The organism is Acidovorax facilis (genome assembly GCF_050626955.1).
GTDB classification, from domain to species: Bacteria; Pseudomonadota; Gammaproteobacteria; order Burkholderiales; family Burkholderiaceae_C; genus Acidovorax; species Acidovorax facilis.
In genome coordinates this window covers 5088099-5110000 of record NZ_CP192460.1, presented here as the reverse complement: position 1 = coordinate 5110000, position 21902 = coordinate 5088099, and the positions used below count along the sequence as shown (strand labels likewise).

The window sequence follows — 21902 nt, the reverse complement described above, 5'->3', positions numbered from 1 at the left end:
CCTGGAAGCAGGTGGGGCTCGTGACATTGATCTCGGTAACGCAATCGCCGATCACATCCACTCCAGCCAGCAGCAGGCCCCGCGCCTGAAGCACAGGCCCCAAGGCGTTACCGATTTCCCAGTCCCGAGTCGACAACGGCTTAGCCACCCCCTTGCCTCCGGCAGCCAGGTTGCCCCGGACTTCGCTGCCCTGCGGGATGCGCGCCAGGCAAAAAGGCACTGGTGCCCCCCCGATGACGAGGACACGTTTGTCGCCTTCGACGATCTCCGGCAAGAACTTCTGAACCATGACACTTTGCGCGCCGTGGCGGTTCAGGGTTTCGGTAATGCTTCCCAGGTTGAGCCCATCCGGGCCCACGCGGAAGATTCCCATGCCGCCCATGCCGTCGAGCGGCTTGAGAATGATGTCCCCGTGCTCTGCATGAAAACGCTGAATGTCTGCGGCATCCCGCGTCACCAGAGTGGGCCCGATGAATTCCGGAAACTCCATGATCGCCAGCTTCTCCGGGTGGTCGCGCAGCGCACGGGGCTTGTTGAACACACGGGCGCCGTCACGCTCAGCCTGCTCCAGCAGGTGTGTCGCATAGAAATACTCGCTGTCGAAAGGCGGGTCCTTGCGCATCAGCACAGCGTCGAAGCTGGCCAAGGGTGCACTGCGCCCGGGCTGTGCGGCGTACCACTGCACCGGGTCTGCTGTCAGTTGGATGTCGCACACACGGGCCGTCACCTTGCTGCCACGCTGCCAGGTAATGTGCTGCGGCTCGCACACCGCCAAGGTGTGCCCGCGCCGCTGAGCCTCGCGCATCATGGCGAATGTCGTGTCCTTGTAGATCTTGAAGCTTTGCAGGGGATCGGCAATGAAGAGCAGTTTCATGGTGTCAGGTCAGAAAGGTGTGCAGGTGCTGCCAATGGCAGATCACTTGCAGACAGACAAGAAGAACAGGGAGCGACGCATGCAATGCGCCGTGTACCTCACGCTGGTGAACGCCTGTACTGTTGCACAAATAGCGCAAACCTGCCCGCGAACACCACGCAGCTGAGCGTCACCAGAAACGTAGAAGGTGTCGCACTTTAGATTTGAGGCCGCCAAGCGCCAGGGCCTGAAAACACCTTAGAACCTGTTCAAATCTCGATCTTGGACCCGAGTTCGACCACTGCGTTGTTCGGCAGGTGCAGGAAGTCTGCCGCGCCGCTGGCGTTGTGGTGCATCTGGGCAAACAGCTTTTCGCGCCAGGGGGCCATGCCGCCGCCCATGGTGGGGATGACCGTATCGCGCGAGAGGAAGTAGCTGGTCGTCATGGCCTCCAGCTCGCAGCCCCGGCCGCGCAGCAGCTCCAGCGCGCGGGGCACATCGGGGTCGTTCTTGAAGCCGTAGTGGATCACCACCTGCCAGCAGTCGTGGCCCAGCGGTTCGACCTGCAGGCGCTTGTCCAAGCCGATCCAGGGGGTTTCGTGGTTGTGCACCGTGACGAACAGGTTCTGCTGGTGCAGCACCTTGTTGTGCTTGAGATTGTGCAAAAGCGCATTGGGCACCGCGCCGGTTTCGGCAGTGAGGAACACTGCGGTGCCATCCACGCGCGTGGGCGGACTGACAAACACCGACTCTAGGAAGTCCTTGAGGTCGATTGCGTCGGCACGCAACTTGTCATTCAGCAGGCGGCGCCCTTCTTTCCACGTCATCATCAACGAGAACACGATGCCCCCAATCAGCAGCGGGAACCAGCCGCCCTGGAACAGCTTGAGCAGGTTGGACGCAAAAAACGCCAGGTCCACCACAAAGAAACAGCCGGTGGCCGCAATACACAGCGCCAGCGGGTAGCCCCAGCCATAGCGGATCACGAAGAAGGTCAGCGTGGTGGTGATCAGCATGTCCAGCGTCACGGCGATCCCATAGGCCGCGGCCAGGTTGCTGGACGAGCGGAACATCACCACCGCAAGAACGATGGCGGCGAACAGCCCCCAGTTGACCAGCGGCATGTAAATCTGCCCCGTGTCGCGCACGCTGGTGTGCTGGATATTCAGTCGGGGCAGGTAGCCCAACTGAATCACCTGCTTGGTCACGCTGAAGGCGCCAGTGATAAGGGCTTGCGACGCGATCACCGTGGCCATGGTGGCCAGCACCACCAGCGGGATCAGCGCCCAGTCGGGTGCCATCATGTAGAAGGGGTTCTTCACGGCTTCGGGCTCGGCCAGCAGCAGTGCGCCCTGGCCAAAGTAATTGAGCGTGAGCGCCGGCATGGCCACGCCAAACCAAGCCAGGCGAATGGGCCGCTTGCCAAAGTGGCCCAGATCGGCATACAGGGCCTCGGCGCCGGTCACGCACAACACCACCGCACCCAGGATGATGAAGCTGGTGCCCGGGTTGGCCCACATGAACCCGACCGCATGGTGCGGGCTCAACGCCCAGAGGATTTCGGGGTGGCCGACGATGTGGGAGACCCCCAGGAGGGCAATGCTGAAAAACCACACCAGCGTGATGGGCCCGAAGAACTTGCCGATCCCGCTGGTCCCGCGCTTTTGTACGGCAAACAGGCAAAACAGCACGACCAGTGTGATGGGAATCACGTACTGCTTGAAGTGGGGCGAGACCACCTCAAGCCCTTCCACCGCCGACAACACCGAAATGGCGGGGGTGATGACGCCGTCACCATAAAACAGCGAGGTGCCGAAGATGCCCACTGCCAGCAGCACGCCACGCAGCCGGGGTTTGTCCTTCACGGCCTGCGAAGCCAGGGCCAGCATCGCGATCAGCCCGCCTTCGCCATGGTTGTCGGCGCGCAGCACCAGCACCACGTATTTCAGCGAAACAATGACGGTCAGCGTCCAGAAGAAGATCGAAAGAATGCCGTAGATGTTGTCTTGCGTGAACGGCACATGGCCGGACCCGAACACTTCTTTGACGGCATACAGCACACTGGTGCCGATATCGCCATACACAACACCGATGGCGCCCAGCGTGAGCGCTGCGAGCGATGACTTGGAGCTTTGCACTGACCGCACCCGGCACACAAGGGTCGCCGGGTTCCGTTACTTTTGGGAACGCTATTGTGCGCTTGCGCCCGATCAAGCGCCTGGAGGCCACACCCTATGTTGCAACGCAGCAACTCACCCTTGGCAGTCGTGGGCCGACGTGGCAGGCAGCGTCCCCTGGCTGGCAGGAACGCGCCGTGGGCAATTCAGGGAGAACGCTAGTCGTACACCTCGGCGTCGGGGTTGGTGGCCTCCAGCTCATAGCTGGCTGCCAGCATCGCCAGGCGGCCCACCACGCCATACATATAGAAGCGGTTAGGCGCACTCACCCCCGGGCGCACGCCAGGCTGGGGCATGTGGGTGCTGTGCTCAAAGGCCAGCGGCACGAAGCTGGCGCCCGGTGCATTGAGGTTTTCGTCCACGCCGCGCTCGGCATGCATACGGTAGAAACCGCCCACCACGTAGCGGTCCATCATGTAGACCACAGGCTCGGCCACGGCCTCGTGCACACGCTCCTGCGTCAACACGCCTTCCTGGATGATGAGGTCGTTGACCGGCTGGCCGTCCTTGATGACGGCCATCTTGTTCTTGGTCTTGCGGTTGACCGCATCCAGCTCCTTGGCATCGCGCACGGTCATGATGCCCATGCCGTAGGTGCCGTTGTTGGCCTTGACGATCACGAACGGCTTTTCGTTGATGCCGTATTCCTTGTACTTGCGGCGCACCTTGGTCAAAAGCGCATCCACCGTGGTCTGCAGCTTGTCCATGCCTTTGTCTTCGGCAAAGTCCACCTCGTCGCACTGGCTGTACATGGGGTTGATGAGCCAGGGGTCGATGCCCAGCATCTTGCCAAAACGCTTGGCCACCTCTTCGTAGTTCTTGAAGTGGGTACTCTTGCGGCGCACGCTCCAGCCCGCGTGCAGCGGCGGCAGCAGGTACTGCTCGTGGATGTCTTCCAGGATGCCGGGGGCGCCGGCCGAGAGATCGTTGTTGAGCAGGATGGTGCAGGGGTCAAAGTCCTTGAGGCCCAGGCGGCGCTTGGTGCGCACCACGGGCTCCAGCGTCACCGTGTCGCCGTTGGGCAGCTCGATCAGCGTGGGCTTCTTGATTTCGGGGCTGATGGAGCCCACGCGCACGTTGAGCCCGGCCATGTTGAAGATGCGCTGCAGCTGCACCACGTTGGCCAGGTAGAAGGTGTTGCGTGTGTGGTTCTCCGGAATGATCAAGAGGTTGCGCGCCTCGGGGCAGATCTTCTCGATGGCAGCCATGGCGGCCTGCACGGCCAGGGGCAGCATCTCCTTGGTCAGGTTGTTCCAGCCGCCGGGGAACAGGTTGGTGTCCACGGGCGCGAGCTTGAAGCCGGCATTGCGGATGTCCACCGAGGTATAGAACGGCGGCGTGTGCTCCATCCACTCCAGCCGGAACCAGCGTTCGATGGCGGGCATCGAGTCGAGAACGCGCTGTTCGAGTTCGTTGATCGGCCCTGTCAGGGCCGTGATGAGATGCGGAACCATGGGAAGCCCTCAGAGGAGACGGGAACGATTGCAATCCATTGTAGGGTTGGGGCGTGACCGGACCTTCGCAAGCCCGCCGGGCGGATTTTTCGGGCTGCCCCCGCTCAGCGCCGCCAAAACGCCGGGGTGAGCAAGGCCATGAAGCTCAGAATCTCCAGCCGCCCCAGCAGCATGGCCAGCGTGCACACCCACACCTGAAAGTCCGTCAATACGGCGTAGTTGGACGCTGGCCCCACGCTGCCCAGCCCCGGCCCCATGCAATTGACGCTGGCGATCACAGCGGAGAACGCGGTCACCGGATCCAGGTCGGTGAGCAGCAGCACCATGCTCAGGCCAATGATGGTGGCGCCATACACCAGCATGAAGGCGAGCACCGAGAAGATCACCCGGTTGTCCACCACCGCATCGCCCAGGCGCACCGGCTGCACGGCGCGGGGGTGCACCAGGCGGTTCATCTCGCGCCGCGCTTGCTTGAGCAGGATGAGCATGCGGACCATCTTGATGCCGCACCCGGTGGAGCCCGCGCTGGTCGCCACGCCCGACAGCAGCAGCATGAACACGGGCGCAAACACCGGCCAGCTCAGGTAGTCCACCGTGGCGTAGCCGGTGGTGGTGGCAATCGACACGAGGTTGAACATACCGTAGCGCAGCGCATCGAGCGGCGCATACACGCCTTTCACCCACAGCAGCACCGACACCAGCAGCCCCCCGCCCACCAGCGTGAACAAGGTGGCGCGCAGTTCGGGGTCGCGCCAGAACCCCTGCCAGTGGCCTTTGCGAATGGCCACAAAATACAGCGCAAAGTTGCAACTGGCCACCAGCATGAAGCCCACGGCAATGGCTTCCAGCAAGGGCGACTGATAAAAACCGAAGCTGGTGTCGTGGGGCGACAGTCCCCCCAGGCTCACCGTGGAAAACATGTACATCAGCGCGTTCACCGGGTCCATGCCCCCCGCCCAGTACGCTAGCGCACACGCCGTGGAAAACAGCGCGTACACCCCCCACAGCCCTTTCGCGGTTTCGGTCATGCGCGGGGTGAGCTTGGCATCCTTCACCGGGCCCGCCGCCTCGGCCTTGAACAGCTGACTGCCGCCCACGCCCAGCAAGGGCAACACCGCCACGGCCAGGATCAGGATGCCCATGCCCCCCACCCACTGCAAAAAGGTGCGCCACACGTTCATGGACACGGGCAATGCGTCGAGCCCGGTGAGCACCGTGGACCCGGTGGTGGTCAGGCCCGACACCGCCTCGAAGTACGCATGGGTGAACGACATGGGCCGGCCGATTTCATGGGTGACCAGCATCAGCGGCAGCGCCGCAAACAGCGGCAGCAGCACCCAGACCAGCGTGACCAGCATCACGCCATGGCGCGGCTGCAGCTCGCGCCGAAACAGGCGCAGCTTCCACCACAGGCCGCAGCCTACGGCCAGGGTCGCAGCCATGGCCACGGGATAGATGTGCCACACCCCATCGCGCAGGAACCACGACACCGACAACGGCAGCCCCATGGTCAGCGCAAAGATCATGATCAGGATGCCCAGCACCCTCAGCACGGGAAACATGTCCACCATGGCGTCGTTCTCGCAGGCCCTGCGTCAGAAGAAAGTGGCGCTCACGCGGAAGAGCTTTTCCACGTCACGCACCAGCCGCTTGTGGGGCAGGAAGAACACCACGTGGTCGTTGCTCTCGATGACGGTGGAACTGCGCGGGATGATCACTTGGGGTTCGCGCAAATCATCAGACGGCACGTCCGGCGAATCCGGCAGGCCGCGCACGATCAGGCCCATGTGCACCTCGTGCGGCAACTGCAGGTCGCTGACCTTGCGGCCGACCACGCGCGAGCTTTTGCGGTCGCCGCGCGCCACGATCTCCAGCGCTTCAGCCACGCCACGGCGCAGACTGTGCACGGCCTGCACATCGCCCTGGCGCACATAGGCCAGGAGCTCGCCCAGCATGGCCTGCGCAGGCGACAGCGCAATGTCGATCTGCGTGCCGTGCATCAGGTCGGCGTAGCTGCGCCGATTGATAAGGGCCAGCACCCGCTTGGCGCCCATGCGCTTGGCCAGCAGGGACGACATGATGTTGTCCTCGTCGTCATCGGTCAGCGCCAGGAAGAGGTCGATCTCTTCCACGCTCTCGCCGCCCAGCAGGTCTTCGTCCGTCGTATCGCCCTGCAGCACCAGCACATCGGACGGCAGACTGGACGCCAGCTCGATACAGCGATCAGGGTCGGACTCAATCATCTTGATGTGAAACCGCCCAGGCTCCTTGCTGAGCTGGCGCGCCAGCCGCAGCCCCACGCGGCCACCCCCGGCAATCATGATGCGCCGGACAGGCTGCCCCGGGCGGTCCCCGCGCCGGTGCAAGGCCGTGAGCACGTTGGCAATGTGGCCGCTGGCCGCCAGCACAAACACCTCATCGCCCGGCTCGATGCGCGTGTTGCCATCGCAGGCCACAAAGCGGTCCGGCTCGTCCTGAAACCGCCGGTAGATCGCCACCAGGCGCATGGCCACGTCGGGCAAGCTCTCGCGCAGCTCGCAGATGGTGCGGCTCACCATGGGCGCCCCGGCGCGCGCACGCACCGACACCAGGCAGGCGCGGCCGCCCGCAAACTCGCGCACCTGCATGGCCTCGGGGTATTCGATCAGCTTGCCGATGTAGCGGGTCAGGGACTCTTCGGGGCAGATGATGCGGTCCACACCAAAGCCCTCGGGGCCGGTCAGCCGCTCATCCAGCGTGAATCCGTTGGAACGCACCCGCGCGATGCGCTTGGGGATGTTGAACACCAGTTGCGCCACCTTGCAGCACACCAGGTTGGTCTCGTCCTGTGCAGCGCAGGCGATCAGCAGATCGGTGTCCTCGGCGCCCGCCTCGGCCAACACGGCCGGTTCGATGCCATTGCCCACCACACCGCGCAGGTCAAAGCGCGACTCCAGGTCGCGCAGGCGGGCTGCATCGGTGTCGATGACGGTGATGTCATTGCGCTCGGACACCAGGCTGTCTGCCACGCTCTGGCCCACACGGCCCGCGCCGAGGATGATGATTTTCATAAGAAATTGGGCCTTAGCGCTTTACAGGTAAGCGCTAGCAGCTATGAAACAAGGAGCAAATCACCCCCGCACCTCACCCTCGCCCAGCACCACGTACTTGAGTGAGGTCAGCCCTTCGATGCCCACCGGCCCACGCGCATGGAACTTGTCGGTGCTGATGCCGATTTCTGCCCCCAGGCCGTACTCAAAACCATCGGCAAACCGCGTGCTGGCGTTCACCATCACGCTGGCCGAATCCACCTCGCGCAGGAACTGCTGGGCGTGCATGTGGTCACGCGTCAGGATGGCATCGGTGTGGTGGCTCGAATAGTGGTTGATGTGGGCAATGGCCTCGTCCACACCGGCCACCACCTTCACGCTGATGATCGGGGCCAGGTATTCCTCGCTCCAGTCCTGCTCGGTGGCGGGCACCAGCTGGGCACCAGGCACCGAGGCCAGGATGGCCAGCGACTCGGGGCAGCCGCGCATCTCCACGCCCTTGGCCGCATAGACAGCGCCAATCTTCGGCAAAAACTCTGCCGCCACGCCGCGCGCCACCAGCAGGCCTTCGCTCGCGTTGCAGGGGCTGTATTTGTTGGTCTTGGCGTTGTCGGCCACCTTCACCGCCATGGCGATGTCGCAGGGGTCGTCCACATAGGTGTGGCAGTTGCCGTCCAGGTGCTTGATCACGGGCACCTTGGCATCGCGGCTGATGCGCTCGATCAGCCCCTTGCCGCCACGCGGGATGATCACGTCCACAAACTGCGGCATGGCAATCAGCTGGCCCACGGCCTCGCGGTCCGTGGTCTGCACCAGCTGCACGCCCTGCTCCGGCAGGCCCGCCTCCGCCAGTGCCTGCTGCACCAGCTTGGCCAGCGCCTTGTTCGAATCAATCGCCTCGGAGCCACCACGCAGGATGCAGGCATTGCCGCTCTTGATCGACAGCGACGCGGCCTCGATGGTCACATTGGGGCGGCTCTCGTAAATCATGCCGAACACGCCAATCGGCACGCGCATCTGGCCCACGCGGATGCCGCTGGGCTGCTGCTTCATGCCCAGGATCTCGCCAATGATGTCGGGCATGGCAGCGAGCTGCTCGCAGCCTTCGGCGCAGGTCTCCAGCACCTTGGGGCTGAGCTTGAGGCGGTCCACCATGGGCTCGGACAGGCCGTTGACCACAGCGCGCTCCAGGTCTTTGGCATTGTCGATCTGCAGCGAAGCCACGTTCTCACGCAGCAAGCGGGCCAGCGCCTTGAGCGCTTTGTTTTTGATAGCTGCTGGCGCTTTGGCCATCAGCGCAGAGGCCGTTTTGGCCTGGAGACCGAGAGAATGCGTGTATTCGGCGACGTTGAGAGCGTTCATCCAGCGATTTTGCCGCACTTGGCTTTACCCTTGCGGCCTTGCCCTACTCGCACATCCTTGGCCATGACCACCACCGCCCCCGCCCAGCTCGTCGCCCTGACCGAAGCCTTGCAGGCCTTTGAACGCGGCGACCACACCGCCGCCACCCTGAGCACCCTGGCCCGCCAACAAACCACCCTGCTCGCCGCCCTGCCCCCACGCTACGGCGAGGTGCTGCTGAACCTGCTGGACCGGCTGGAGTCGAGCGCGCTGTTTTCGGAGGAAAGCTGCTCATTCAGCCAGAAGGATTTGGTGGCCAACCTGCGGATGTGGGCAGACAAAGCGCGCGGGGTGCTGGAGCAGCCCTGAAGCCCACGGGCAGAGAAAGTCCGCCACTTCATCTTTGATAGCTACTTGCGCTTACTGGATAAGCGCCAGAGGCCAAAAACACTCAAATTTATCGGCCAACCTTACCGCGCGGCCTGGGTCAGCCTGCACACCTGCAACGCAAGCCTCTGCAGCGCCTGCCAGCCGTCCGTGGGCCAATCGGGCTGCTTGAGCCCCTTGACGATGCCGTCCACGATATGCGCCGACTGCAGCAGGCGCGCCAGCGCCGCGTCGCTGGCCCTGGGCAGGATGCGTTCGTAAAGCTTTTCCTTGGCGCCCCACACCCGGTTTTCGCGCAGGGCCATGGGCAGAGGGCGGCCGGCGTTCATGGCGTCTTTCACGCGCTTCAAGGCACGGATGTCTTCGGCCAGCGCCCAGTGCACCAGCACTTCGGCCTCGCCCTCGGCCTGCAGGCCGTCGAGCATGCGCTGCACGCGGGCGGTATGGCCTGAGAGCACGGATTCAGAGAGCTTGAACACGTCGTAGCGCGCGACGTTGAGCACAGCGGCTTCGACCTGGGCCTGTGTCAGCTCGCCGGGGGGGTGGAGCAATGCGAGCTTTTGGATCTCCTGGTGGGCGGCGAGCAGATTGCCCTCCACCCGGTCGGCAAAGAACTGGAGCGTGCGTTGGCCTTCCTCGCCCGCCACCACGCGCTGGCCCTGGGCGGCCAGGCGCTGGGCGATCCACTGCGGCAGCATGCCGCGCTCGATGGGGTCGATCTGGATCGATGTGCCGCTGGATTCCAGCGCCGCAAACCATGCGCCCGTGCGTGTGGCCTTGTCCAGGCGCGGCAACATCACCAGCGTGAGCGTGCTGTCGTTGCCCTTGGCGGATTCAGCAATCTGCTGCAGCGCCACGCCACCATCCTTGCCGGGCTTGCCCGAGGGGATGCGGATCTCGACGATCTGCTTGTCGGCAAACAGGCTCAAGCTGCCGCCAGCTGCCAGCACAGCGCTCCAGTCAAAGTGAGCGCCTGCTACCGTGTACGAGGTGCGTTCGGTATAGCCCTGGGCACGGGCCGTGGCGCGGATGGCGTCTGCCGCCTCCTGCTGCAGCAGGGGCTCGTCGCCATGCAGCACGTAAAGCGGCGACAGGCCCCGTTGAAGATGCGGTGAGAGTTGGGCCAGGGCGACTTGCATGCGGCAAAGTTTATCGCCTGGGCAGGCCCGGCACTGTGCACATTGCCAGCAAATGCCCTCACAGTGCACAAGAGAGACCGCGATCTAATCAGCTGCAGTGCTATTCACTGGCGCCCAAAGCCCCGAGAATTCCCCCGGGGCGCGTATACGCGCCCGTACCGACATCGACTGCCTTCCCAGAAAGCCCCCGCACCATGCCACCCAACGCCCTGCGCAGCGCCCAGCCCACCAGCCTGATCGGCGCCCCCACCGACATCGGCGCCGGGGCGCGCGGCGCCTCCATGGGGCCCGAGGCCCTGCGCGTGGCGGGCCTGCAGGCAGCGCTGGAGTCGCACGGACTGCAGGTGTTTGACCGGGGCAACTTGAGTGGCCCCGCCAACCCCTGGCAGCCGCCCGTGGACGGTTATCGGCACCTGCCCGAGGTGGTGGAGTGGAACCAGCGGGTGTTTGACGCCGTGTATGCCGAACTGCAATTGGGCCACCTGCCCATCCTGCTGGGTGGCGACCACTGCCTGGGCCTGGGCAGCATCAGCGCCGTGGCCCGCCATTGCGCGGAGGTGGGTAAGAAGCTGCGGGTGCTGTGGCTGGATGCCCATGCCGACTTCAATACCAGTGCACTCACGCCCAGCGGCAATGTGCATGGCATGCCCGTGGCCTGCCTGTGCGGGTTCGGCCCCGAGGCGCTGACCGGGCTGGCCCGCATGCCGGGCGGTGGCGCAGCGCTGCACCCGTCGCAGATCCGGCAGATCGGCATCCGCAGCGTGGACGCGGGCGAAAAGCGCTTTGTGCATGAGCAGGGCCTGGAGGTGTTCGACATGCGCTACATCGACGAGGTGGGCATGCGCCAGACCATGCAGCAGGCGCTGGCCGGGCTGGATGCACACACCCACCTGCATGTGAGCTTTGATGTGGACTTTCTGGACCCCGACATCGCGCCCGGCGTTGGCACCACGGTGCCGGGAGGCCCCACCTACCGCGAGGCGCAGTTGTGCATGGAGATGATTGCCGACAGCGGGCGCCTGGCCTCGCTGGACATTGTGGAACTCAACCCCGCGCTCGATGTGCGCAACCGCACGGCGGTGCTGGCGGTGGACCTGGTGGAGTCGCTGTTTGGCAAAAGTACGCTCATGCGGACATCCCCCTGAGCGCCTGCGCCTCGCCCATCACGAACGCCCGGCACGGCGCTGTCGCTGCCTGCTGCTCTGCGCTACCGCCAAGAGGCCACAGCCCCACGCCTGGGCTCAGCGCTTGGCCGCTGCCAGGCGGCGCATAAGCTGCTGCACCAGGTCGGTCCGCATGTTGCGGTAGAGCAGTGCTTCCTCAGCCTCCTTGGCCAGGGCGATGGTTTCGTTGTAGCTGATGTCGCGCTGCTGCAGCAGCTCGGTCTCGGGAATCAGTTCGGCACCTGCCGGGGTACGCAGCCGGAACCTGATGCGCAGGCGCAGCTGCAGTTCGCGCACCTGGCCCGAGGCATTGAGCCCCACCACCGCGCGCTCCTGCTGCTCCTGCAGCACATCCAGAATGGCATCGGCCGTGGGCATGGCCGCCGGGTCGCGCAGCAGCTGCAGCTTGCCGCCCGAACCCTCCAGCGTGCGCTGCAACTCCCGCGCGAGGGGCGAGCCTGCAGGTGCTGCGATGTAGAGCGAGTCAAACCCGAACTCGGGCACGCCCCGCAGCCGAAATCCGCAAGCGGACAGCAGGGCCACGGGCGCGAGGGAGAGCAGTGTGCGCTTGTTCATGGGGGCTATACCACCACGTTCACGAGGCGGCCAGGCACCACAATGACGCGCTTGGGCGCAGCGCCTGCAGCCTGGGCCACAAACGCCTCGCTGGCCAGGGCAATGCGTTCGATCTCGGCCTTGTCGGCCTGTGCGGGCACATGGATGGAGCCGCGCAGCTTGCCGTTGACCTGCAGCATGAGCTCGATCTCGTCCTGCACCAGCGCGTTCGCATCGACCTGGGGCCAGGGTGCATCCAGCAGGTCGCCCAGTTCGGCCGCGTAACCCAGGCCGCTCCAGAGGCTGTGCGCAATGTGGGGGGTGGCCGGGTACAGGCAGCGCAGCAGGATGCCAAAGCCTTCGATCAGCGCCACCTGAGCACCAGCCGAGTCGGTGGCCTTGAAGTCTTCGAGCGCGTTGATCATCTTCATTGCGCCGGAGACCACGGTGTTGTACTGCATGCGCTGGTAGTCGTAGTCCACCTGCTTGAGCACAGTGTGGATCTCCAGGCGCAGGGCCTTGGCCTCTTTGCTGAATTCCACATCTTTCAGGCTGCTGGCGCTTGCCACGCTTGCGCTGGCAGCTCCCATATCCATAGCAGACAGCTTGAGGCCAAAGTTCCACACCCGGCGCAGGAAGCGGTAGCTGCCTTCCACCGCAGCGTCGTTCCACTCCAGCGTGGCCTCGGGCGGTGCGGTGAACATGGTGTACAGGCGGGCGGTATCGGCGCCGTACTTCTCGATCAGGTCCTGCGGGTCCACGCCATTGTTCTTGGACTTGGACATGGTGCCCACGCCCTCGTAGTCGATGGGCGTGCCCACGGGCAACATACCGTCGCCGCTGGTGGCTTCGTTCTTGAGCTTGGCGCCGATGATCTTGCCGCCTTCGTCCAGCACGTGCTCCACATCGTGCGGCCAGAAGTAGTCCTTGCCGCCCTTGGCGGTGCGGCGGCTGTAGATGTGGTTGAGCACCATGCCCTGCGTGAGCAGCTTGGTGAAGGGCTCATCGACCTTGACCAAGCCCAGGTCGCGCATGACCTTGGTCCAGAAGCGGGCGTACAGCAAGTGCAGGATCGCGTGTTCGATGCCGCCGATGTACTGGTCCATCGGCATCCAGTAGTCGGCACCGCCCGCCACCATCGCGTCGGCGTTCTTGGGGTCGCAATACCGCATGAAGTACCACGAGCTGTCTACGAACGTGTCCATGGTGTCCGTCTCGCGGCGGGCAGGCTTGCCGCACACGGGGCAGGTCACGCCCGCGTGGAAGCCTTCGTGCTTGTGCAGCGGGTTGCCCGAGCCGTCGGGGATGCAGTCTTGCGGCAGCACCACGGGCAGGTCTTTTTCGGGCACGGGCACGGCGCCGTGTTCATCGCAGTGGATGATGGGGATCGGAGTGCCCCAGTAGCGCTGGCGGCTCACGCCCCAGTCGCGCAGGCGCCAGGTGGTCTTCTTCTCGCCCAGGCCCTTTTGCTCCAGCGCATGGGCCACGGCGTTCACGGCTTCCTTGTACGACAGGCCGCTGAAGCTGTCGGAGTTGATGGTCACGCCGCGTTGCTTGTCGCCGTACCAGTCGTTCCATTGGTGGTAGTCAAAGTGTTCGCCATCGACCAGCACCACCTGCTTGATCTCGATGCCGTACTTGAGGGCAAACGCGAAGTCGCGTTCGTCGTGCGCGGGCACGCCCATCACGGCGCCGTCGCCATAGCCCATGAGCACGTAGTTGCCGACCCAGACCTCGACCTTCTCTTCGGTCAGCGGGTGGGTGACGAACAGGCCCGTGGGCACGCCCTTCTTCTCTTGCGTGGCCAGCTCGGCCTCGGTCGTGCCGCCGCTCTTGCATTCTTCGATGAAGGCCTTGAGCGTGGGATTGGTTTTGGCGGCATGGGCGGCCAGCGGGTGCTCGGGCGCCACGGCGCAGAAGGTCACGCCCATGATGGTGTCGGCGCGCGTGGTGAACACGTACATCTTGCCGTCGCCGATCAGTGCACCGTCGTCGCCTGCAATGTCGTGCGTGAACGCAAAACGCACGCCTTCGCTCTTGCCGATCCAGTTCTCCTGCATCAGCTTGACGCGCTCGGGCCAGCCGGGCAGCTTGTCGCCGGTGACGAAGTCCAGCAGCTCTTCGGCGTAGTCGGTGATCTTGAGGTAGTAGCCGGGGATCTCGCGCTTTTCGACCACCGCACCCGTGCGCCAGCCCTTGCCGTCAATCACCTGCTCATTGGCCAGCACGGTCTGGTCCACCGGGTCCCAGTTCACGACCTGGGTCTTGCGGTAGGCAATGCCCTTTTCGAGCATTTTCAGGAACAGCCACTGGTTCCACTTGTAGTACTCGGGGTCGCAGGTGGCCACTTCGCGGCTCCAGTCGATGGCTAGGCCCATGGCCTGCATCTGCTTTTTCATGTACGCGATGTTTTCGTACGTCCACTTGGCAGGGGGCACACCATTCTTCAGCGCCGCGTTTTCAGCGGGCAGGCCAAACGCATCCCAGCCCATGGGCATCAGCACGTTGTGGCCGTTCATGCGCAGGTAGCGCGTGAGCATGTCGTTGATGGTGTAGTTGCGCACGTGGCCCATGTGCAGCTTGCCGCTGGGGTACGGCAGCATCGAGCAGGCGTAGAACTTCTTCTTGTTGGCGTCTTCCGTCACGCGGTAGGCATCGGTGGCGGTCCAGTGGCCGTGGGCGGCGCGCTCGACGTCTTGGGGAGAGTATTTGTCTTGCATGGGGGCTCGGGGGTGAGAGGGAGGTGCAGCCGCAGGGCCGCGCTGCGCAGATTTTAGGCTGTCAGGCCCCACCTTCCGCGCCTGGCGCCGCCAGCGGCCTGCGCAGAACGGCTGGCACGGCAGCGCACGGCGGTTTCAGGGGGCCTTGGCAGGGGCAGATGGCGCGCCTGCGGCCGGTGGCTCGGCCACAAAGCCGATGCGCTGCAGCCCGGCCAGATGCGCTGCGCCCATGACCTCGACCACGCGCCCATAGGGCACTGCGGCGTCAGCGCGCAGCTGGATTTCGGTGTCGGGCCGTTCGGCGCCGATGCTGCGCAGGCGCTCAGCCAACGCGCTCTGCGACAGCGGCTGGTCGTCCAGAAAGGCTTGGCCCGACGCATCGACCACAAGGGTAACGAACTGCGGCGCACTACCGGGCGTGGCGCCCTCGGAGCGTGGCAGGTCGAGCCGGATGGAACTGGCCAGCAGCGGTGCCGTGAGGATGAAGATGACCACCAGCACCAGCATCACATCGACCAGCGGCGTCATGTTGATGTCGCTCATGGGCTGTGGCCCGGTGGTGCGTTCGAGTCTGCCGAAACTCATGCCCCCACGCTCCCCGCTGCGCGTGGTTCGCTGCCCCCCATGGGGGCTGACCCGCCTTGGGGCGGCCCGGCGGCGGGTCGGCTCGCATTGCTCAGACCTTCCGTGGTGCCTGCCAAACTCTGGAGTGCCGCCGTGTCAATGACCAGTTCGCGCAGGTCGCGCGCAAACCCTTCCAGGTCCGCCTCGATGCGGCCGATCAGCCGCCCAAACACGTTGTAGGCCAGCACGGCGGGGATGGCCACGGCCAGCCCGGCCGCCGTCATGACGAGGGCCTCGCCCACGGGGCCGGAGACGCGGTCGATGGTGATCTGGCCCGCGCCCGCCATGGCCGTCAGCGCATGGTAGATGCCCCACACGGTGCCCAGCAGCCCCACGAACGGCGCGGTGGAGCCCACCGTGGCGAGCAGCACCTGGCCAAACTGCAGGCGCCCCAGCACGCCATGCAGGGCATCGCGCAGCACCCGGGTCAACCGCTGAGACAGGCTGCCCGCGCTGGCCAATGAGGCCGGGGCATCGGGCAGAGAATGATTTGCTATTGAATTTGCAGCAACCACCAGAGGCAAGACCAGCGCAGCGCGGTCAAAAGACTGCAAACGTTGTGCTGCAACCTCCATGGATGGCGCCTGCCAGAACGCCGCAGTGCAGCGGGCCACGTCGGCACTGGCCTGGCGCATGAGCCGCAGCTTCCAGACGATGACCACCCAGCTTGCCACCGACATGGCCAGGAGCACCAGTGCGGCACCCTGCGTGACGGCGTCGCCCTGGCGCCACCAGTGGAGAGCGTCCATCAATACCTCGCTATTTGGCGCATCGCCCGCAACTGGCGCGCCCGAAGCCAGTGCCACCGTGGAACTGGCTTCGCCAGGCCACGGGTGGCGTCCCCCTGTAAGGGGAAGATGCGAAGCATCTCAGGGGGTTTCTCATTGCAGACCGAGCACGTCGAACATGTCGAACATGCCCGTCTTGTGCCCAGCGAGGAACCGCACCGCCCGCAGGCTGCCCTGTGCGTAGGTGGAGCGACTGGAAGACTTGTGCGTGATCTCGATGCGCTCGCCGATGCCCGCGAACAGCACGGTGTGATCGCCCACGATGTCACCACCCCGGATGGTGGCGAAACCGATGCTCGACGGGTCGCGCTCGCCGGTCACACCTTCGCGGGCGTACACGCCACATTCCTTGAGGTCGCGCCCCATGGCGTCGGCAATCACCTCGCCCATCTTGAGCGCGGTGCCCGAGGGCGCATCCACCTTGTGGCGATGGTGGGCTTCGATGATCTCGATATCGTAGCCCGTGGCCATGGCCTTGGCCGCCATCTGCAGCAGCTTGAGGGTGACGTTCACGCCCACGCTCATGTTGGGCGCCATGACGATGGCGGTGCGCTGGGCAAAGACGGCAATCTCGGCCTTCTGCGCATCGGTGAAGCCCGTGGTACCCACCACGGCTTTTACCCCGAGTTCGCAGCACACGGCCAGGTGGGCCAGGGTGCCCTCAGGGCGTGTGAAATCAATCAGAACGTCGGCGTTTTTCAGGCCCGCAGCAATGTCGGCGGTGATGGCAACACCGCTGGCATGGCCCAGAAACGCGGTGGCATCCGAACCGATGCCGGGGCTGGACGGCACGTCCAGCGCGCCTGCCAGCACACAGTCATCACTGGCGCGAAGGGCCTCGATCAGCATGCGGCCCATGCGACCGGATGCACCGGCAACGGCAACACGAAGGGGGCGCGAGGGCGTGGATGCGGGGGCAGGCGAAGGGGTCCCTGTCATGAGTGTCCTGTACGTTGTCGTTGGCTTTGAAGTGAGGCGGGCATCGATCTACCCGTTGCCCCACCGGCCAGATCGCGAAAATCAGCGTGCTGGCGCTTCCAGCGGCGGGTAGCTGACAGAAGCAGGCTCCAGCGGGGGCGCTGTCGGGGAGGCAGATGGCCGTTGCGACGCAGGGTAGCGGGCCAGTTGCTCCGGTGTGGCCTCCAGCACAGGCACCTTGCTTTTGGAGCCACGCGAGCCCAGTGTGGCCACGAACTCGGTCTCTGTGGGCATGGGATCGCCTTCGGAGCGGTCCAACCCATCGCCCTTGAAATACACGGTCAGCTTGCGGGTCTGGGCTTCTTCACCGGGGCGCTTGAGCGTGAACACGTATTCCCAGCGGTCTGCATGGAACAGGCTGGTGACCAGCGGCGTACCGAGGATTTCACGCACCTGCTGGCGGCTCATGCCGGGCTGGAGCGCCTCGACCTGCTCGCGCGACACAAAATTGCCCTGCACCACATCGATTTTGTAGGGAGTGACAATGCTGGCAATGCGGGTACTGGCACCATCCAGGCTACTGCAACCGGCCAGGGCGGCCACACTGGCACCGACCAAAAGGACCAGGCCCAGGCGGGCGCTGCAACGGGCTTTGACGGGCATGGGTAAAAGGGCTGAGGATATGATCGCCCCATTGTAGCGGCAGGCCTTCTGACCTTGAGGCCGAGGCCCGCATCCCGAAAGACCATGCCATGACCAACATCGACGAACTCAAAAGCACGGGACTCAAGGCCACGCTGCCCCGCCTGAAGATTCTGGAGATCTTCCAGAAAGGCGAGCAACGCCACATGACGGCCGAAGATGTGTTCCGCGTGCTGCTGGAAGAGCGTTCGGACATTGGCCTGGCCACGGTCTACCGCGTGCTCACGCAGTTCGAGCAGGCCAGCATCCTGATCCGCAGCAATTTCGAGAGCGGCAAGGCGGTGTACGAACTCAACGAAGGGCAGCACCACGACCACTTCATCTGCACGTCGTGCGGCAAGGTGGAGGAGTTCTACGACCCCGAGATTGAAAAACGCCAGCAGGCCGTGGCCAAGGCCAAGGGCTGGCTGGTGCAGGACCACACCATGGCCCTGTATGGCCAGTGCGCTGCCTGCGCAAAGAAGAGTTGACCCCCTGAGGCGCTGCGCGCCTTCCCCCAAGGGGGACGCACCCGGCGGCCCGGCGAAGCCGGTTCCACGGGTGCACTGGTATTGGCGCGCGCCAGTTTGGCAGCATCTGAGAACCTAAATTGGCTGTAGCGCCTGCCTGCCAAGCGCCGGCAGCTATCAAATACGCAGCATACTAGCCGCCTGTATCGCGCTCCATGGCGCGGCGATGGCGCTCGACAAACTCTTGATAGGTGTCGATGCCGCGCAGTTGCAGGATGGTGTTGCGCACGGCGGCTTCGACCAGCACGGCGATGTTGCGGCCGGCCACCACCTGGATCACCACCTTGAGCACCGGCACGCCCAGCACGTCTTGCGTGAGTGGCTCATAGGGCAGGCGCTCGTAGTCGCGCTCCAGGGTCTCCTTGCGCACCAGGTGCACGATGAGTTTGAGACGCATCTTGCGGCGCACCGCCGTCTCGCCAAAGATGGCACGGATATCGAGCAGACCGATGCCGCGCACTTCCAGCAGGTTCTGCAGCAGATCGGGGCACTTGCCCTCGATGGTGGTCTGGTTGATGCGGTACAGGTCCACCGCGTCGTCGGCCACCAGGCCGTTGCCGCGCGAAATCAGCTCCAGGCCCAGCTCGCTTTTCCCCAGGCCAGATTCGCCGGTGATCAGCACCCCCAGGCCGAGAATGTCCATGAACACGCCGTGCATCGTGGTGCGGTCGGCAAAGTGCTTGGACAGGTAGGCACGCAGCACGTCGATCACAAACGCCGAGGACTCGTGCGTGGAGAACATCGGGATCTGCGCGCGTTCGCACATCGACACCAGCGCATCGGGGGCGGTCTGGTCGTCGGCCAGCACCAGCACGGGCGGCTCCAGCGTCACGATGCGGGCAATGCGACGCTTGCAATCGTCGGGAGACGCGCTGCTCAGATAGGCAATCTCGCGCTCGCCCAGGATCTGGACGCGGTAGGGATGGATGTAATTGAGGTAGCCGACCAGATCGGCCCCGGAGCGCGCGGACCGCACGGCCACTTCGTCAAAGCGCCGCTCGGAAGCGCCCAGCCCGGCCACCCACTCCCACTTCAGGGGGCCGCGAAATTCCTCAAACAGAACATCGGCGCTGACAACATTGGGCTTCACGGCGAATCAGCGAAAGTGCGCAGCGCCAGACAGGCTCAGGCCGTTTGCGTGGACTGCCAGCCGGCAATCATGCCGTGCAGTTCGGCAGCATCGGTGCAGGCCTTGAGCCTTTCACGCAGGGCCGAATCGCTGAGCAGTTCGGCAATCTCGGAGAGGATTTCGAGGTGCTTCTGTGTGGCGGCTTCAGGCACCAGCAGAAAAATCAGCAGGCCCACAGGCAATTCGTCTGGCGCATCGAACCCGATGGGGTTCAGCAGCTGGAACACGGCAGCCATCGGTGCCTTGAGGCCCTTGATGCGCCCGTGGGGAATGGCCACGCCATGGCCCAGACCGGTGGAGCCCAGGCGTTCACGCGCAAAGAGGCTGTCGGTGATCAACGCGCGCGAGAGACCGTGCTGGCTCTCGAACAGCAGACCCGCTTCTTCAAAAGCACGCTTCTTGCTGGTGGCGTCAACGCTCACAAGCACTTGAGCGGAGGGCAGGATGGAGGCGAGTCGGTTCATGGTCAAGGGTAACAATTATGCACATATTGGCGAAAACCCTGAGCGCGGCGCTGTGGGCAACAAAAAAACCGCCCGAAAGGGGCGGCTGCTGTGCCAGGCTCAGGGCTGGCGCATCAAGCGTGCAGTTCGCGCTTGGCGGCTTCGTGGTGGTGGTCCTGCAGGCGATCCTTGTGGCGCACCACCTGACGGTCCATCTTGTCGACCAGTTCATCCACGGCAGCATACAGGTCGGCGTGGGAGCTTTCGGCAAACAGGTCGTTGCCCTTCACATGGATATTGCATTCCGCTCGCTGCCGCTTTTCCTTCTCCTTTTGCTTCTCTACCGTCAGCAGTACCTTGACGTCGACAACTTGGTCAAAATGGCGGGTGATCCGGTCCAGCTTGGTGGTGACGTAGTTGCGCAAGGCTGGGGTAACTTCGAGGTGGTGACCGCTGATCGTCAGGTTCATAAATAAGTCTCCTGTAACACTCTCTGTGGAAGAAGCGCCGCCCTGGATCAGAGGAGCGGCCCGGCGAACTTGGATGCATCCCGTTGACGTGAAGTCACTATGCCCCCGCCCTTCCTGAAAAGCAATCCCATTCCGCCCCGACCCGCTGGGTTATGCCCGCCAAGGTGCCAAGCCCCCAAAAAGCGCGCACAATGGCTGAGTTGCCGGGGAGCACACGCCCCGCCAGTCGGCAGTTGCTCAGCGTGCCGAAGGCGCTGCGCCATGCAGCGTCAACCGCCCTGCCACCACCATCGACAGCAGGCTCGCGGCAATACCCACCAGCGCCGCCATCCAGTAGTTCTGCACCAGTCCCTGCGCGTCGCGGCTGATCAGCATCCCGCCCACCAAAGACGCCGCCCCCATGGCCGCAGACTGCACCGATGCATTCAAGGTCATGAAGGTACCGCGCAGCGGTGCCTGCGCCGCAGAGGCCACGATGGCCATGCCGGGAATCATCCGGCCACTCACAAAGGCAAACATCAGGGTGGACACCGCCAGCACGCCCCACAGCGGCAGCCCCTGCACCAGCGTGATGCCCAGCAGGCAGGGCGCCGCAGCCAGGGCCAGCCAGCGAAAGGTTCGCACCTTGCCGCGCCGGTCCGTCAACCGGCCAAACAGGCGCGCGGTGAACAGGGTCGCGACACCTCCACACAGGTAGGCCACCGGAATCTGGTCGGCCCGCACACCGGCATTGGTCTGCATGTAGATGGTGATGTAGGGAATCACCGTAAAACCTGTAAACATGAGCAACGCGGAGAACAGGAACGCCCAGCGATGGTTCGGGTCGGCAAGCACTTGTCCGATGCCGCCCAACGCCGTTCTGCCGCTGGCCGCCTGCACATGGGCCGTCATCGCCGGCATGGTGCGCGCCGCCAGCACGGCCAGCAGCCCCACCATCGCGGCAATCGCAATGAACGGCATGTTCCAGCCGCCCACCTCGGCAAGAATCAGCCCCAGCGGAACACCGGCCACGGTCGATACCGAGAACGAGGTCATCACGATGCCCATCGCACGGCCGCGCCGCTCGAACGGGATCACGTCAGCCACGATGGTTTGCGACAGGGCCGACAAGACACCCCCGAATGCCCCCGCCAAAACGCGCGCCACCATGAGCGTGCCGTAGGTGGGCGCCACGCCACAGGCCAGTGTGGCCAGCCCAAACAGGACGTAGAGGACCAGCAGCAGCCGCTTGCGCCCGAACCGGTCGATGTAGGTGGAGGCCAGCAACCCCGAAACCCCAGCCGACAGCGTGTAGGCCGACACCAGCAGCCCGAACTGCGCGTCGCTGATGGAAAACAGCTGCGTGAACCGGGGCCCCAGCGGCATCATGATCATGAAGTCAAGGATGTGGGTGAACTGAATGCCCGCCAGGGTGAGCAGCAGCCAAAGTTCGCGGCGGGGAGTGAGCGCAGAGGTGGAGGGCACAGGGGGCGCGGCCAAAGGTGGCGCTGTCAGATTCAGG

At 64.5% G+C, this 21902-nt stretch carries 20 protein-coding genes (1 of these 20 only partly in view); 3 read left to right on the top strand and 17 right to left on the bottom strand.

The genetic code is table 11. The annotated features are described in order from the left end of the window. The 6 genes from gshB to ACQ4MJ_RS23395 all read right to left on the bottom strand — a co-directional run. Window positions 1-874 carry the 5' portion of a glutathione synthase gene (gene gshB / locus ACQ4MJ_RS23420; protein ID WP_431151101.1) on the bottom strand. It extends 83 nt beyond the left edge of the window, so 874 of the gene's 957 nt are visible here — the first part of the coding sequence; its start codon is at window positions 872-874; its stop codon lies off the left edge, out of view. 248 nt (window positions 875-1122) lie between these two features. Beyond that, on the bottom strand, window positions 1123-2991 hold the full coding sequence (locus tag ACQ4MJ_RS23415) for a potassium transporter Kup (protein ID WP_121421466.1): 1869 nt from the start codon (window positions 2989-2991) through the stop codon (window positions 1123-1125). A 197-nt stretch (window positions 2992-3188) separates the two neighbouring features. After that, window positions 3189-4484 carry a glutamate--cysteine ligase gene (gene gshA, locus ACQ4MJ_RS23410; protein ID WP_055395416.1) on the bottom strand — a complete coding sequence of 432 codons (1296 nt, stop codon included), beginning with the start codon at window positions 4482-4484 and terminating at the stop codon, window positions 3189-3191. Between the two features lie 104 nt (window positions 4485-4588). Beyond that, on the bottom strand, window positions 4589-6055 hold the full coding sequence (locus ACQ4MJ_RS23405) for a TrkH family potassium uptake protein (protein WP_121421467.1): 1467 nt from the start codon (window positions 6053-6055) through the stop codon (window positions 4589-4591). A 24-nt stretch (window positions 6056-6079) separates the two neighbouring features. Then, complete coding sequence (trkA, locus tag ACQ4MJ_RS23400; RefSeq protein ID WP_306555572.1) at window positions 6080-7534, bottom strand: Trk system potassium transporter TrkA; 1455 nt, start codon at window positions 7532-7534, stop codon at window positions 6080-6082. 60 nt (window positions 7535-7594) lie between these two features. Then, window positions 7595-8875, bottom strand: coding sequence for a glutamate-5-semialdehyde dehydrogenase (locus tag ACQ4MJ_RS23395; protein ID WP_431151102.1), 1281 nt, complete (start codon window positions 8873-8875; stop codon window positions 7595-7597). Between the two features lie 63 nt (window positions 8876-8938). Here ACQ4MJ_RS23395 and ACQ4MJ_RS23390 point away from each other — a divergent pair, with 63 nt between their 5' ends. Beyond that, window positions 8939-9223, top strand: a complete 285-nt coding sequence (locus ACQ4MJ_RS23390; RefSeq protein ID WP_156358621.1) for a hypothetical protein — start codon at window positions 8939-8941, stop codon at window positions 9221-9223. A gap of 101 nt (window positions 9224-9324) precedes the next feature. Here the strand turns inward: ACQ4MJ_RS23390 and holA are convergent, their stop codons facing one another. Beyond that, window positions 9325-10380 (bottom strand): DNA polymerase III subunit delta, encoded by a 1056-nt coding sequence (holA, locus tag ACQ4MJ_RS23385; RefSeq protein ID WP_228900239.1) that lies wholly within the window; start codon window positions 10378-10380, stop codon window positions 9325-9327. Between the two features lie 194 nt (window positions 10381-10574). Here holA and rocF point away from each other — a divergent pair, with 194 nt between their 5' ends. Next, window positions 10575-11525: an arginase gene (gene rocF, locus ACQ4MJ_RS23380; RefSeq protein WP_426305481.1), complete on the top strand. Its 951-nt coding sequence runs from the start codon at window positions 10575-10577 to the stop codon at window positions 11523-11525. A gap of 96 nt (window positions 11526-11621) precedes the next feature. Here rocF and lptE read toward each other — a convergent pair whose 3' ends face one another. The 6 genes from lptE to ACQ4MJ_RS23350 form a co-directional block, all read right to left on the bottom strand. Then, window positions 11622-12119: an LPS assembly lipoprotein LptE gene (gene lptE, locus ACQ4MJ_RS23375; RefSeq protein WP_055395428.1), complete on the bottom strand. Its 498-nt coding sequence runs from the start codon at window positions 12117-12119 to the stop codon at window positions 11622-11624. Window positions 12120-12124: 5 nt separating this feature from the next. Then, window positions 12125-14818 (bottom strand): leucine--tRNA ligase, encoded by a 2694-nt coding sequence (leuS, locus tag ACQ4MJ_RS23370; protein ID WP_431151103.1) that lies wholly within the window; start codon window positions 14816-14818, stop codon window positions 12125-12127. 135 nt (window positions 14819-14953) lie between these two features. Then, the gene (locus ACQ4MJ_RS23365) at window positions 14954-15403 is read right to left on the bottom strand and encodes an ExbD/TolR family protein (protein WP_431151105.1); all 450 of its coding nucleotides are present in this window, start codon (window positions 15401-15403) and stop codon (window positions 14954-14956) included. Then, window positions 15400-16191 (bottom strand): MotA/TolQ/ExbB proton channel family protein, encoded by a 792-nt coding sequence (locus ACQ4MJ_RS23360; protein WP_121421476.1) that lies wholly within the window; start codon window positions 16189-16191, stop codon window positions 15400-15402. Before ACQ4MJ_RS23360 ends, ACQ4MJ_RS23365 begins: the two co-directional genes overlap by 4 nt. 132 nt (window positions 16192-16323) lie before the next feature. Then, window positions 16324-17169 (bottom strand): 4-hydroxy-tetrahydrodipicolinate reductase, encoded by an 846-nt coding sequence (dapB, locus tag ACQ4MJ_RS23355; protein WP_121421477.1) that lies wholly within the window; start codon window positions 17167-17169, stop codon window positions 16324-16326. Window positions 17170-17250: 81 nt separating this feature from the next. Continuing rightward, window positions 17251-17811, bottom strand: a complete 561-nt coding sequence (locus ACQ4MJ_RS23350) for an outer membrane protein assembly factor BamE (RefSeq protein WP_055395435.1) — start codon at window positions 17809-17811, stop codon at window positions 17251-17253. A gap of 89 nt (window positions 17812-17900) precedes the next feature. Here ACQ4MJ_RS23350 and fur point away from each other — a divergent pair, with 89 nt between their 5' ends. Beyond that, window positions 17901-18320, top strand: a complete 420-nt coding sequence (fur, locus tag ACQ4MJ_RS23345; RefSeq protein ID WP_431151106.1) for a ferric iron uptake transcriptional regulator — start codon at window positions 17901-17903, stop codon at window positions 18318-18320. Between the two features lie 172 nt (window positions 18321-18492). Here fur and hprK read toward each other — a convergent pair whose 3' ends face one another. From hprK to ACQ4MJ_RS23325, 4 genes are all read right to left on the bottom strand, one after another. Further along, a complete protein-coding gene (gene hprK, locus ACQ4MJ_RS23340; RefSeq protein WP_055395437.1) occupies window positions 18493-19449 on the bottom strand; it encodes an HPr(Ser) kinase/phosphatase in 957 nt (318 codons plus the stop codon). 35 nt (window positions 19450-19484) lie between these two features. After that, on the bottom strand, window positions 19485-19952 hold the full coding sequence (locus ACQ4MJ_RS23335) for a PTS sugar transporter subunit IIA (RefSeq protein WP_055395439.1): 468 nt from the start codon (window positions 19950-19952) through the stop codon (window positions 19485-19487). A gap of 113 nt (window positions 19953-20065) precedes the next feature. Beyond that, window positions 20066-20401 carry a ribosome hibernation-promoting factor, HPF/YfiA family gene (gene hpf / locus ACQ4MJ_RS23330; protein ID WP_010464246.1) on the bottom strand — a complete coding sequence of 112 codons (336 nt, stop codon included), beginning with the start codon at window positions 20399-20401 and terminating at the stop codon, window positions 20066-20068. A 237-nt stretch (window positions 20402-20638) separates the two neighbouring features. Continuing rightward, window positions 20639-21865, bottom strand: coding sequence for an MFS transporter (locus ACQ4MJ_RS23325; protein ID WP_431151107.1), 1227 nt, complete (start codon window positions 21863-21865; stop codon window positions 20639-20641). Between the last annotated feature and the right edge of the window lie 37 nt (window positions 21866-21902).